This window comes from Undibacterium sp. RuTC16W (genome assembly GCF_049339445.1).
In the GTDB taxonomy this organism is placed as follows: Bacteria; Pseudomonadota; Gammaproteobacteria; order Burkholderiales; family Burkholderiaceae_D; genus Undibacterium.
Genome location: NZ_JBMPPE010000001.1, coordinates 933,123 through 946,295 on the forward strand (window position 1 = coordinate 933,123; position 13,173 = coordinate 946,295).

Annotated in this window: 14 protein-coding genes and 1 tRNA gene; 9 read left to right on the plus strand and 6 right to left on the minus strand. The window is 50.5% G+C overall.

The window, feature by feature from the left end:
* Positions 1–58: 58 nt before the first annotated feature.
* Positions 59–133, minus strand: a tRNA-Arg gene (locus ACO0K4_RS04135).
* A 484-nt stretch (positions 134–617) separates the two neighbouring features.
* Between ACO0K4_RS04135 and ACO0K4_RS04140 the strand changes: the two genes are divergently transcribed.
* The 3 genes from ACO0K4_RS04140 (at position 618) to ACO0K4_RS04150 (ending at position 2,461) form a co-directional block, all read left to right on the plus strand.
* Positions 618–1,346: a hypothetical protein gene (locus ACO0K4_RS04140; protein WP_422955324.1), complete on the plus strand. Its 729-nt coding sequence runs from the start codon at positions 618–620 to the stop codon at positions 1,344–1,346.
* 190 nt (positions 1,347–1,536) lie between these two features.
* Positions 1,537–1,980 (plus strand): GNAT family N-acetyltransferase, encoded by a 444-nt coding sequence (locus tag ACO0K4_RS04145; RefSeq protein WP_422955325.1) that lies wholly within the window; start codon positions 1,537–1,539, stop codon positions 1,978–1,980.
* A gap of 88 nt (positions 1,981–2,068) precedes the next feature.
* Complete coding sequence (locus ACO0K4_RS04150) at positions 2,069–2,461, plus strand: SMI1/KNR4 family protein (protein ID WP_422955326.1); 393 nt, start codon at positions 2,069–2,071, stop codon at positions 2,459–2,461.
* A gap of 229 nt (positions 2,462–2,690) precedes the next feature.
* On the opposite strand, the gene ACO0K4_RS04155 is transcribed toward ACO0K4_RS04150, so the two are convergent.
* Positions 2,691–2,954: a hypothetical protein gene (locus ACO0K4_RS04155; protein ID WP_422955327.1), complete on the minus strand. Its 264-nt coding sequence runs from the start codon at positions 2,952–2,954 to the stop codon at positions 2,691–2,693.
* Between the two features lie 122 nt (positions 2,955–3,076).
* Between ACO0K4_RS04155 and ACO0K4_RS04160 the strand changes: the two genes are divergently transcribed.
* From ACO0K4_RS04160 to ACO0K4_RS04185, 6 genes are all read left to right on the plus strand, one after another.
* Positions 3,077–4,024, plus strand: a complete 948-nt coding sequence (locus ACO0K4_RS04160; RefSeq protein ID WP_422955328.1) for a hypothetical protein — start codon at positions 3,077–3,079, stop codon at positions 4,022–4,024.
* 87 nt (positions 4,025–4,111) lie between these two features.
* Positions 4,112–4,396, plus strand: coding sequence for a hypothetical protein (locus ACO0K4_RS04165; protein WP_422955329.1), 285 nt, complete (start codon positions 4,112–4,114; stop codon positions 4,394–4,396).
* A 394-nt stretch (positions 4,397–4,790) separates the two neighbouring features.
* On the plus strand, positions 4,791–5,339 hold the full coding sequence (locus ACO0K4_RS04170) for a c-type cytochrome (protein WP_422955330.1): 549 nt from the start codon (positions 4,791–4,793) through the stop codon (positions 5,337–5,339).
* Between the two features lie 141 nt (positions 5,340–5,480).
* Complete coding sequence (locus ACO0K4_RS04175) at positions 5,481–6,140, plus strand: CPBP family intramembrane glutamic endopeptidase (RefSeq protein ID WP_422955331.1); 660 nt, start codon at positions 5,481–5,483, stop codon at positions 6,138–6,140.
* A 156-nt stretch (positions 6,141–6,296) separates the two neighbouring features.
* The gene (locus ACO0K4_RS04180) at positions 6,297–6,686 is read left to right on the plus strand and encodes a VOC family protein (RefSeq protein ID WP_422955332.1); all 390 of its coding nucleotides are present in this window, start codon (positions 6,297–6,299) and stop codon (positions 6,684–6,686) included.
* A gap of 77 nt (positions 6,687–6,763) precedes the next feature.
* A complete protein-coding gene (locus tag ACO0K4_RS04185; RefSeq protein WP_422955333.1) occupies positions 6,764–7,846 on the plus strand; it encodes a calcium:proton antiporter in 1,083 nt (360 codons plus the stop codon).
* Positions 7,847–8,018: 172 nt separating this feature from the next.
* On the opposite strand, the gene ACO0K4_RS04190 is transcribed toward ACO0K4_RS04185, so the two are convergent.
* From ACO0K4_RS04190 to ACO0K4_RS04205, 4 genes are all read right to left on the minus strand, one after another.
* On the minus strand, positions 8,019–9,155 hold the full coding sequence (locus ACO0K4_RS04190) for a BMP family ABC transporter substrate-binding protein (protein WP_422955334.1): 1,137 nt from the start codon (positions 9,153–9,155) through the stop codon (positions 8,019–8,021).
* Between the two features lie 88 nt (positions 9,156–9,243).
* A complete protein-coding gene (locus ACO0K4_RS04195) occupies positions 9,244–10,164 on the minus strand; it encodes an ABC transporter permease (protein ID WP_422955335.1) in 921 nt (306 codons plus the stop codon).
* Positions 10,165–10,245: 81 nt separating this feature from the next.
* Positions 10,246–11,322, minus strand: a complete 1,077-nt coding sequence (locus tag ACO0K4_RS04200) for an ABC transporter permease (RefSeq protein ID WP_422955336.1) — start codon at positions 11,320–11,322, stop codon at positions 10,246–10,248.
* Positions 11,319–12,965 (minus strand): ABC transporter ATP-binding protein, encoded by a 1,647-nt coding sequence (locus tag ACO0K4_RS04205; protein ID WP_422955435.1) that lies wholly within the window; start codon positions 12,963–12,965, stop codon positions 11,319–11,321. The genes ACO0K4_RS04200 and ACO0K4_RS04205 overlap by 4 nt, the downstream gene beginning before the upstream one ends.
* Positions 12,966–13,173: the final 208 nt, after the last annotated feature.

Genomic DNA, 13,173 nt, shown 5'->3' on the forward strand with positions numbered 1-13,173 from the left:
ACAGAGCATGACAAGAGCAGAAGTCGGTATAAGGGACAAAAGACGAGGTAAGGGGATTTGGTGCGACCGACAGGAATCGAACCTGTATCGCCAGCTTCGGAGGCTAGCATCCTATCCGTTGGAAGACGGTCACATGCGCAAATATTTGCAGACCGCCATTGTAGCCGTTTGGGTTCTACTATGTTGGTAGAAAATGGACTAAATCTTTATTTCAACAGCGACTAATCAATCTTTTTGTTATTTTTTGCGCTATCCAAAACCAGTTTCCCCGTCGATGCACGAGATAATGTCGATTTCATCTCACCATAGGCAATTTTTTAACCCCCAACCTTGGGGCGTTAGCTGTCGGTCGAAAAAATGCAATTCTGTTAAGTTCACTGATAAAATAATATTTCCACGTTATGCACTTTTTCACGATTTGGTTATCACCAATATTTTTAAGGGTTAACCGATTTGAACTAGGAAACATAAGGGTTTCAAGGGGAAAGAAACCGACGGTTCTTTTTTTTATTGTCGGTTAATTTTGCAAAATGAAAATTAAATCACGTTAGGGCTTATTTCTGTCGCTTTGTTTAAGTAACTTTTTAGCAACTCAACTTTAGGATTTAGAAATTCACATGAAACGATACTTTGTTCTGATTTTTGTCATTGCTCTTGGCGCATGTTCAAAACCCACGGACACCGTGGTGCCGACCTCGATAGACAAGATGGAAAGCATCAAGCCGCAGATAGAGAAGCTGACATCCGAAGAGAAGGAATTGTTTGCCAAATACGTAGTGCGTCACACCATGGGCAGTGCAATGGGGGGGATGTTCGGCATCAAGGCCGACCCAATTCCTGAAGGGATAACCATCGGTAAAGCCATCGATGAGGAGCGTAAATTCCTGCAGCAGGCAGGCGAGTTGTTGAAGAAGCTTCGGGCTAAACGAGAAGAATGGCAATTCGAATCCACGGCAGATAAATTCACTGATGAGAAGACGGCATTTGCTTCAATCATGGCCGAAGAGGATGGTAAGGATGGGTTTATCGACGTTCGTTGTTTCCCTAGCGGAATTGAAGTCAAAATCGGTACTGGCAAGTACATTGGCGATAAGGAAATCTCTGATAACGTCAAATATAGAGTGGATAGCAATAATTATGTTGTCACCAAAATGAAACCGACATCGAAGGAATATGTGTATGAGAATGACAAGGATTCTAAATTTTTAACGGCATTGATGTCAGGGAAAAAAATCATCGTTGAGCTTACAAGTTACGATTACGATACATCGTCAGCCACCTTTTCATTAAATGGAGCAGAACCTGCAATCAGCAAAGTGCTAGCCCTCTGTAAAGATAGAAAGTAACAACAAGACAGCATGTTGAAAGTGCATATGCAGAAACAAATCAAGCTGGTATCAAAAGTATTTTTAAAAATGCTATGAAAAGTGCTTCCCTCAATTACAAAATCCCTAACCTAACATTCGAGAGCGACAGGCCAGAAGCGGCCTGCCCTTCAATTTGACGTTAGGCACCAGTAGATACGAACGGAGTGAAATGAAAGGCTCGCATAAAATCTCAGTCGAATCTGAGCCACAACCTAGCGACATGCATGCCGTCATCAAGGGGCTTACGGAGTTCAATGCACAACACACCGGTGGTGCAGTTCACCAGTACCTCCTCGTCACGGTTCGAGACAGTGAAGGCGCTCTTGTCGGTGGTTTGCTCGGCGCAACCTACATAGGGTGGCTGCAAGTGCAAGCGGTCTGGCTCTCCGACAGTTTGCGCGGGCAAGGCTACGGCCGCGTGCTCATGAAGCAGGCGGAGGACGAAGCTCTCCGGCGCGGGTGCGATAGGGCGCATTTGGAGACCTACAGCTTTCAGGCGCTGTCGTTCTACGAGAAGTGCGGCTATTCAGTGGTCAGTCGAATCCCTGACTTCCCGAAGGGTGGGGCCCGATACGCCTTGACAAAGACCCTTACGGAAGTTTTGCCGGCATGAGGCGCGCGGCACTGGTGCCTAACCCTTCCATCGAGAGGACGTCGCCCGGCAGGCCGGGCGCCGCCTCTCATGTCAAACGTTATCCATCATGAAAAACTCGACGCGTAGTTGGCTGTTTTCTGAAGGCGCTTCATCGACTACTCTTCGCGAATTGAGTTTACAGGTCGGTCCTTTACCGGATTCTTATCTAGAGTTACTTGGTCAAGGAAATGGCGGTGAGGTTGGGCTCAAAGTGAGTCCATTCAATTTCTGCCTAGACACTGCTGAATCCGCGCTAGACTACTGGAAAAGTGGAACGTACACTGCTAGTGGAGTATTTGTTTTTGGCTGCGATGGAGGCGGCTCACTGTTTGCATTTGATCTGAGTACCTCAGGTAAATGGCCAGTAGTGTGCTTCGATCCGATTGATCCTGAAGGTAGCATGGAAGCCGTTGCACCCGACTTTGAGAGTCTTATAGGGCAGTTGGCGGAAAATGGATAACAGGACTTTCGACGGGGAATCGCCAATGATGAGTTCATCTTTATTCACAAATATGGCGGCGACCCCGTCAAATCTGCGTTATCTTTATTTCTCTCCCAACATTTAAAGGAACCTATGAATCTCCCTCCAGAAGTTAAAAAAGTTTCGTCTTTATCTTACACGCCAAAATGTCCACACTGTAAGAAAGAAGCTAATTTTGATGTTGTACAAGATGAACATACATCAGGCGCTAATGGTATTTATGAGCTTGTTCTTTGCTCAGAATGTCATTGCGTTGTGGGATGTAGCTTAGCGAACAAGAAACTAGCTTCAGATTAAATATATCTTCTGGGCAGTTTTCTATAGGTGTAACGCAAGCGCCAAATTGCCCATATTCTGTCTGATCTTGTCTCATTAAATTACAGGCGTGTACTTCTGCATCAGACTCAGTGTTAAAAACCGCTTTAATCTTATCTCTTTTAACATTACTTACTGCAAATACCGTTTTAATCATTTGTCACTCCTTGTTAATTAATTTATAAGTTACTTACAGGTTTATAAGATAACCTTACAGTCGAAGGGACGCTTTGCGCCCTTCATCTACACGTTAAGTTTCACACAACATCGAGCATCAATATGACGCTGATCATCGCAGGCCATGAACAGGCGGCCGACCCTTGGCAAAAAGTCTGGGCAAAGTCCGACGAAGCTACGGAAACCAAGCTTGCAAAAGACGGCCTCTTTGCGGTTGCCGACAGTGTCATCACCATAATGGGTTCTGGCGGGCTTACGCCGATACTTAGCGGCCACCGGAAGATTCACGGTATTCCAATAAAGCTATGGAAGCCGTACTTCGTTGGCGAATATTTCAGGAGCTATCCTTCACCGCACGTTGAGACAGAGTGCTTCATGGCGTTTGCTGGTAGCACATTGACCGCCAGCCACTGCCTTAATTTGGTTTCAGAACACCTTTCGCAGTTGCGGATTAGCTATAAGCGCGCAACAACTCCTCTAACGCCTGGCACGTACATTGTGCAGCGTCACTGCGAATACAACATACTGGAAGACCCAAAGGTCTCAGGCCTCTGGAGCGAGGACATGTTCCTTGACTCCGACATTGAAGGCATCTTGACAGCCGAACATATTGCGCAAGTCGTAGAGCACTCTTTGAATAAAGCGGTTGAATCTGCAAGAAAACATCGCCTAAGTGAAGAGTCCCTCAGGAACATGCACACCGATTTTTTGTTGGGCGTTCACTGCCCCAGGAATAAAACGCATCATCTATTCACTTATCGAATGAAAACCAAGCTCGTTGAGGGCGTTTATGAGCCGTATATGGAGCGCGAAGAGATTGAGGAACAAAAGGTCGCAGTTTTAGGTCTTCGCAAAGAATTTGAAGATCATGCCCAGGTTGCCTTGAATACCGCACTTGCATCGGGAAAATCAACAGGAAATGCCATGTTCTCATTCCTAAACGATGCGATCACAAAGATCACAGCGACGGGCAGCCTCGCCATCGATCGCCCGGCTTTCCACAAACACTTCAATGGCGGGAAGTTAAAAAAGGTGCAAGTTACGCAATGAAACCTAACTGGTCGTTCAACAGGACGCCAACGTGCTGCGCACGTTGTCGTCTGTTAACTATGGCGTTAGGCGCCAAGGAGACTCCACATGGAACTTTCATTCTCGATCGGAAGCATTCCCGCAGTTCTAAAGCGAGGGCATTTTCTCGGTGGAATGAAAGTCGTCACTGAGAAGGAAGATGTTTGGCTTCAACATCCCCTGCAGCCGAGTACGCATTTTTCGTTGAAGATCGAGCGTAACTGGCAGCGCACTATTGAAGGCCACAATGTACGAATCGAGAAGAGTCGACCAGCGCTACTCGCCTTCGCTCGCCCGCATAGCTATCGAGTGCTCGTCGATGGAATGCTTGTCGCCGAAGCTCGCGGCTTCTAGGTAGAGAGTTCTCATTGACAGCGAGTCTGTGCGCGTTGGCTACTAACCCTTCTTCAAGCGGATCCGCCTACGGCGGTCTGCTTAAGTCAAACGATAAAACTAAACATGAAAATACCCAGCACCCCCATTACCGCAATGAACAACATAAAGTAGACTGAATTGCATTTGGCTAGCGCAAAACAGAGCTGCTTGTTACCCCATAATAGCGCTGCGCTTTCTGGCAAATGCCCGAAAATTGTCGGAATTTCGGCGTTTGTCACGTCATTCTTGTGGTGAAAGCGTGGGTTTTTCGTTCCAAACGGCACGCTTTGCCTCTATAATCACAGGTTTGATAGGCTGAACAAGCAATCTTTTCAGCCCGCAGCCAGTTACTATAAATTGCAATGAGGACACCATGAGCAACGCACACGACGAACACGAATCAGCGATCAAGACCCCAAAACAACTTATCGTTGCGATTGCGGCAGGTTTTATCGTTCCGATTATCATCATCGTTTTGCTGGTGAAATTTGTTTCCAGTGACAATAAAGTGGGTGCAGGTTCTGATGCACTGACACCTGAGGCGATTGCTGCCCGTATTCATCCGGTAGCTGATGACGGTTTCACATTTAAAGACGCTAGCGGCCCTAAGCAATTGCAATCTGGTGAAGCCGTGTACAAAGCGATTTGCTCTGCTTGTCATGATTCTGGTGCTGCTGGTGCGCCTAAGTTCGGTGATGCAGGTGCCTGGTCTGCCCGTATTGCGCAGGGCTACGACAAAGTGGTGGAACATGCGATCCTGGGTTTGCGCGCGATGCCAGCTAAAGGTGGTAACCCGGATCTGGACGATGTCGAAGTCGCCCGTGCGGTTGTTCACATGGCGAATGCCGGTGGTGCGAAATTTAAAGAGCCAGAAGTGAAAGCGGCTCCGGCAGCAGCGTCTGCTGAGGCTTCTGCGAAGTAATCCGTCGCTAGCATAATCAAAAAAAGCCAGTCGATTGACTGGCTTTTTTATTTCTCTAAATGTTAAGTTAAAATCAAGTCGTCAAGTCGTCAAGTCTTGAGCTTTTTCCCCTCATCCTCTACAACGCAGATTGATCTATTTGTGAGCAGCCAACATAAACCTGTCCCGAATTTGTTTGAAGTCGCCGGCATTATCACGATCTGTTTTGGATGGTTTATTTATTCCTCGGTTGCGGCGGCAGGTATTGATGTTCAGGAGCGTAGCAGCGGTGGCGGATTTTCGGACGCCAGCTTTGTGTATCTGATCCTGATGGAACTGAGTATGGCGGCAGTTGCCCTGCTGGTTTTACGCAGCCGCTCGTATCCTTTGTCGACGCTGTTACCCGTGCCCTCGATTGAGGGAACGATGATGGGGATGGTGCTGTATTTCGCCACGGTGCTGGCGAGCTGGATGGCCGTGATGCCATTTAGTGCGGGTCATGCAACGCAGCCGATTACCGAGATCATGAGGCAGTCGACACCGACCTTGCCGTATATTTTTGCTGTAGCGTTGGTGAACGGTACGTATGAAGAAGTGTTTTTACTCGGCTATCTGGTGCGTGGTTTCAGCACCTATAGCCGCTCATTTGCGATTGGCCTGAGTCTGCTGGTGCGCTTGTTGTATCACATTTATCAGGGGCCGCTCGGCGTGATGTCGGTGGTCGGATTTGGTCTGGTGGTCAGCTTGTTTTATCTCAGGACGCGGCTGCTATGGCCCACGGTTGTGGCGCATATGCTGGGTGACATACTGCCCTTTTTGTAAAAAACAGAATTGGAATCACATTGAACCCGCAAGCAGCATGCGCCTGCTGGCACGAAATACCTCTGGACGCCGCATGTGATGTGCGGTTTCAATTTATATGGCGATAGATAGGTAATTATCGTTTTGTGTAAGTCCTCATCATAAGCGGTGAAGCCCATGATCCTTAAACGCATCCATCACGTTGCCTTGATTTGTGCAGACTATCAGCGGTCAAAATATTTTTATACCGATATTCTGGGCTTGTCCGTGCTGGCAGAGCATTACCGCATAGAACGGGATTCTTATAAGCTTGATCTGGCCTTGCCGGACGGGTCTCAGCTTGAATTGTTTTCTTTCCCCGGTGCGCCACCACGCCCATCGCATCCCGAGGCGCAGGGCTTGCGGCATCTGGCTTTTGAGGTCGATAGTGTGCATGACTGGAAAGCCCGGCTTGAACATCTGGGTATCGCAGTCGAAGCCATCAGGATGGATGAGTACACCAAACGGGAATTTGTATTTTTTGCCGATCCTGACGGCTTGCCTCTGGAACTGTATGCTTCTGCTTAGGGTCTGTTCTTCATTGTGAAATCACATGATGTCCAACAGCTGCCATTCATCTTATGTAAGTTATGTAAGGATCACGCATGAAAATTCCTCCCAATTTGCCTCTCTGGTCAATCGCGGTACCGGTTGCTGCCTGGTTATTTTTGGCGGGTAGCCTGCTGGATCTGGGCGCGTTTTATGCGGTCTTTTTGACGCTGGCTTTATTCGGCGGGGTATTGACGGCGGTCTATCATGCTGAGGTGGTTGCGCACAGAATCGGCGAACCCTTCGGCACTTTATTACTGGCATTGGCGGTGACGCTGATTGAAGTGGCTTTGATTGTGTCGCTGATGCTGGCCGGTGGTGAAGTGACCGCCGGTCTGGCACGCGACACGGTATTTGCTGCAATCATGGTGATCCTGAACGGCATTATCGGTCTGTGTCTGCTGGCAGGTGCCAGCTTGCATAGAGAACAGAGTTTTGGCTTGCAAGGAGCGAGCACGTCACTGGCAACCCTGGCTGCGCTGGCTATTCTGACTCTGGTATTGCCGAACTTCACATCGACCCTTGCTGGTCCTTATTACAGCCCTAGCCAGTTAGCGTTTATCGCCGTGATTTCTCTGGTGTTGTACGGAACCTTTGTGCTGGTGCAAACCGTACGTCACCGCGATTATTTTTTGCCGGAAGTCGCGGCTAGTGATGAGGACGTGCATGCGCCTTTGCCGTCGAATAAGATGGCATGGATGAGTACCGTTCTTCTGTTGCTGTGCCTCGGCGCTGTGGTTCTGCTGGCGAAGGCACTGGCACCGACGCTGGAGCATGCCGTAGCTGCCGCAGGTGCGCCGAAAGCGCTGGTGGGGATCATCATTGCGATGGTGGTGTTGTTGCCGGAAGGCGTTGCGGCTTTTCGGGCGGCGCGGGCGAACCGCCTGCAGACCAGTATTAATCTGGCCTTGGGTTCGGCACTCGCAAGTATTGGATTAACGATTCCCGTGGTTGCTGTGATTTCGCTGGTAACGGGCTGGTCCTTGTCTCTCGGTATCGACGCCAAATCCACCGTGCTGTTGCTGCTGTCACTGATGATTACGACGATCTCGCTCGGTACCGGCAGGACCACGATCATGCAGGGAACCATTCATCTGGTGATCTTTGCGGTATATCTGTTCACGACGATCGTGCCCTAACGTTCCTCTTCATAATCGAATCAATCAAATTAATCAAACCGGTTCACGGATAAAAAAATGGCTGACAAATGTGTCAGCCATTTTTTATGTGATGCCGTAGTAATCAACAGATCAATAGATCAATAGATCAACATCAGTAGCGCGCTATGTAGTCTGGGTAGCAGCCAGAGATTTAACCCGGTACCTTGCCTTCAACACCTTCTACATAATAATTAACATTGTGCAGGAATTTGTCGTCACCGACCACATCTTTGCCCAATACTTCTTTGCCAGTATTGTCTTTAAGCGGACCTTTCCAGACCGGTGCGCTGCCGTCGATGACGCCTTGACGTTTATCTGCGACCAGCTTCTTCACTTCGTCAGATAAAGTCGCGTTGAAGTTCTTCAGGTCGATCATGTTTTCTTTCAGGCCCCACCAGGTCGTATCGGTTTTCCACTTGCCTTCCAGTACGTCACCGACGCGCTTGGTGTAATACACGCCCCAGTCAATGACCGATGCCGCCAGGTGCGCTTTTTCACCGAACTTCGTCATGTCGCTATCCCAGCCGAAAGCCAGTACCCCTTTTTCCTGTGCGGTCTGTACGACGGCAGCGGAGTCGGTATTTTGCATCAACACGTCAACACCCTGGCCGATCAGGGTGATCGCAGCTTCACGTTCTTTGCCCGGATCAAACCATTTATTCACCCAGACGACTTTGGTTGTCGCTTTGGGATTAACCGAACGTGCGCCCAGCGTGAAGGAATTGATATTTCGCAAAACTTCAGGAATCGGTAACGAGCCTACGACACCGAGCTTGCCGGATTTGCTCATTTTTCCTGCAACCACGCCTGCCAGATAAGCGCCTTCATAAGTGCGGACGTCGTACTGCGCCATGTTGTTGGCGGTCTTAAACCCTGTGGCATGTTCAAACTTCACATCAGGAAAATCTTTAGCGACTTTCAGCATGGCCTCCATGTAGCCAAATGTGGTGCCGAAGATGACTTTGTTGCCCTGGCTTGCGAGATCACGGAATACACGTTCGGCATCGGCGGCGCTCTCCGGAATGCTCTCGACAAAGCTGGTTTTAACTTTGTCACCAAACTTGGCGTCAATCGCTTTACGTCCCGCATCATGCGCAAAAGTCCAGCCTGCATCGCCAATCGGGCCGACATAGACGAAGGCGACTTTTAAGGGTTCGGCTTTGGCTTCTGCGGCAGCTACCGGCGTGGATGCAACGGAGGCGACTTCGGCTTTTTTGCCACAGCCAAACAGGCTCAGTACCGCCACAGACAAGGCGGCTGCCAGTATATGTCTACGTGTAAATTTCATGGATGCTTTCCTTGCTTAGTGAAGTGAATAACATGAGGTGAACGACAAACTAAAAAATCAAAAATAACAGAATAATTCGTAATGGGGATTACGCAGATCCAGGGCGAAACGGCTTGCCTAGCGAGGCGGGCATGTTCAATCGTATCCAGTCAGGATTACGCGAGATCAGCACCAGCACTACAATCGTTGCGAGGTAAGGCAGCATCGATAAAATTTGCGAAGGGATGGCGATCCCGATTGCCTGAAAATGAAATTGCAAAATCGTGACACTACCAAACAGTAAGGCACCGAGCAAGACCCGTGCCGGACGCCAGGTCGCAAAGGTCGTCAGTGCCAGTGCGATCCAGCCGCGACCGGCAACCAGACCCTCCACCCACATGGGCGTGTAGACCAGCGACAAATATGCACCGGCGAGGCCACAACATGCACCGCCAAATAGCAGCGCTGCGAAGCGTAATGTGCGTACCGGATAGCCGAGCGCATGAGCCGATTCCGGTGATTCGCCGATAGCGCGCAAGATCAGTCCGGCACGGCTGCGATACAAGAACCAGGTAATCGCAACACATAAGGCAAAGCTGAAATACACCATCCAGTGATGACTGAAAAAAGCCACACCAACGAAAGGCAGCGCCGATAAATACGGCAAAGCTGTGACTTGATTGGTAATCGACATTCCGACAAAGGACTGCCCGATAAAGGCCGACAGGCCAGCACCGAAAATAGACAAAGCGAGCCCGGTCGCTACCTGGTTCGTCGCCAGCATCAGCGCTAGCCAGGCGAACAGACTTGCCATCAGCATACCGGCAATGGCACCCGCAATAAACCCGAGTACAGGGCTATGAGTCTGGTAACCAACCGCAAAACCAACGATGGCCGAAACCAGCATCATGCCCTCGGCACCCAGGTTTAAGACACCCGCACGCTCATTGATCAGCAGGCCCAGCGCGGCGATTAAGAGCGGTGTGCCTGAGTTGATTGACGCAGCAATCAGTGCAGCAAAATTTTCCATCGTTACCTCTGGTTATCTCTATGTGATCTCTATTTTTCATCCGCTCCATTGAGCAGTGAGCGGGCGAGGGAGGAGCGTTCCCTATTTCCAGCGCAGGCGATAGTGAATCAAGGTATCGCAAGCCAGCAATAAAAACAGCAACATCCCCTGGAATAAGCCGGTGATCGCAGACGGCAAACCCAGACGTGACTGCGCCATTTCACCACCAAGATAAAACAGCGACAAAATGATGCCGCCAAACACAGTACCGACAGGATGCAGTCGCCCGATAAAGGCGACGATGATCGCGGCAAAACCGTAACCCGGAGAAATCGATGGCAAGACCTGACCGATAGGACCGGCAACTTCAAATGCCCCCGCCAGTCCCGCAAACCCGCCAGAGATCAGCAGCGAGGTCCACAGCGCTTTTCGACTGGAAAAACCGGCATAGCGCGCCGCCAGCGGCGCGAGTCCGCCGACAGTCAGACGATAGCCTGCAAAACTGCGATAGATAAAAATCGTCATGCCCGCCGTTGCGACCAGCATCACGATAAAACCAATATGCAAACGGCTTCCTGTCAACAATGTCGGCAGAAGATAGTCGCTTGAAAACACCTTCGACTGCGGAAAATTCATGCCATGCGGATCTTTCAGCGGACCGTTCACCAGATACATCAGCAAGAGTTGCGCAATGTAGGTCAGCATCAGCGATACCAAGATTTCGTTCGCATGAAAACGGTCTTTGAGTAAGGCCGTGACAGACGCCCATAATGCGCCACCCGCTATCCCTGCGCCTGTTGCGAGCACCAGGACCATGCCGCCGGACAGTGTGTGCAGGCCATTATCAAACATCAGAATCGTACTGCCTGCTGCAATTCCACCGGCGATCAACTGACCTTCTGCACCGATATTCCAGACGTTGGCCCGGTAACATACCGAGAGACCTAATGCGCACAAGACCAGCGGCGTTGTCTTGAGCAAGAGTTCTGCAATCGCCGCTTTACTCTTAACCGGTTCCAGCAAAAATACCTGTAGCCCGCTCACAGGATCTTTACCTAACGCGATAAACAAGAGTGCGCCTAGTAACAGTGTCAATGTGAGTGCCAGTAGCGGTGATAGATAAGCCCACGCTCTGGACGGTGTCGCGCGTACTTCCAGTGCGAACAGCGGCCTGCTCATACAGAGCCTCTGTCGGCGCTATGCGTCACTGCTTCATTGCTGGTTGCGTCTATATTTTGCTTACTTTGTTTCGCTTGCTTATCTTCCGCTGTGCCCGGCGTATTGATCCGTTCGTTCCATAGACCGCTCATCCACACGCCTATTTGTTCTAGTGTTGCGTCCGCTATCGGGACTGATGGAGAGAGCTTGCCTTTAGCGATGACGTGCAGACGATCGCATAGCGCAAACAATTCGTCGAGTTCTTCCGAGATGATCAGCACGGCGCAACCTGATTCTCTGAGCAGGCGGATCTCTTGATGAATTTGTGCGGCGGCACCGACATCGACGCCCCAGGTAGGCTGGGCGACGATGAATACATCGGGTTTGCGCATGATCTCGCGACCGACAATGAATTTTTGCAGATTGCCACCGGACAGGCTTTTTGCTAATGCATCCGGTCCGGATGACTTCACGCGGAAGCGATCGATGATCTGTGCCGCAAGCTGCGTCACCTGACGGAACTGGATCATTCCATGGCTGACCAGCGGGGCGGTCTGATGCGATAGCAACATATTGCCGGCCAGGCTCATCTCAGGTACCGCACCGCGTCCCAGGCGTTCTTCCGGCACCAGGCTTTGACCTGATGAGCGACGGGCTTTCGGCCCCAGATGCCCGACAGCTTTACCTTTGAGGCGCACCATATCGGGCTTGGCGCGCCGGTCCTCACCGGATAGCACGGCTAGCAATTCTTGCTGACCGTTACCGGATATCCCGGCGATGCCGACGATTTCTCCACCAAATAGATCTAGGTCAATGTTGTCTAATGCCGTGGCGAAGGCATGCGCTTTTGGCAGACTGAGCTGAGTGATTTTTAAGCGCAGATCGCCTGATGTTTGCGTGGTGCTGCGCGGATGCTGTTCCGGTTCGGCACCGATCATCATGCGTGACAAACTGGCAGCGCTCTCCTGCCGCGGGTCGCAAGTGCCCGTGACTTTGCCACCGCGCATGACGGTCGCATGATGACAGAGTTCGCGAATTTCATCGAGCTTATGGCTGATGTACAAAATGCTGCATCCTTCCGCCGCGATTTTTCTCAGTGTCACAAATAATTTTTGTACGGCCTGGGGTGTCAGTACCGAGGTCGGCTCATCGAGTATCAATAACTGCGGCCTGGTCAGCAAAGCACGCACAATTTCTACGCGCTGTCTTTCACCCACCGACAGCGTGTGCACATGCCGGTGCGGTTCCAGCGTCAGTCCGTAGTCGTCACCTGTCTGGCGTATTTGCATCGCGAGTTCAGCCATATCGATACCGGATGGCAAACCGAGCGCGATATTTTCCGTGACGGTCAAGGTATCAAACAGGGAAAAATGCTGAAACACCATGGCGATGCCAAGCTGGCGGGCTTCTTGCGGATGATGGATGCGGATTTCCTGCCCGTTCCAGCGCATCACACCGGCATCGGGTTTGACTGCACCAAAGATGATCTTCATCAGCGTCGATTTACCTGCACCGTTTTCGCCAAGTACCGCATGGATTTCTCCTGGGCCGACTTGCAGGTTAACCTGATCGTTGGCAATCACCGCCGGGTAGCGCTTGGAAATCCCCGTCAGTTCCAGCCTTGGCGGCGGTACTGGCGGCGTGCTGATAGCGGATTCAGGCAATATCAAAGTGAGCTTTCTGAAGCGACATAAGGGGAATGAGGGGGATGAACAAAAGGGGATGAACAAAAACCGGTTGCTGGCATTATAAATTGCAGCCAGCGTTTTTCGTTCTCTACACCGTGCTTATCCATTGATACGCCCCATTGCTGACGCAAGATTTGCGCCAGAGTGCAATGGTCGGTGTGATGAACTCGGCGCAAAAAGTAAT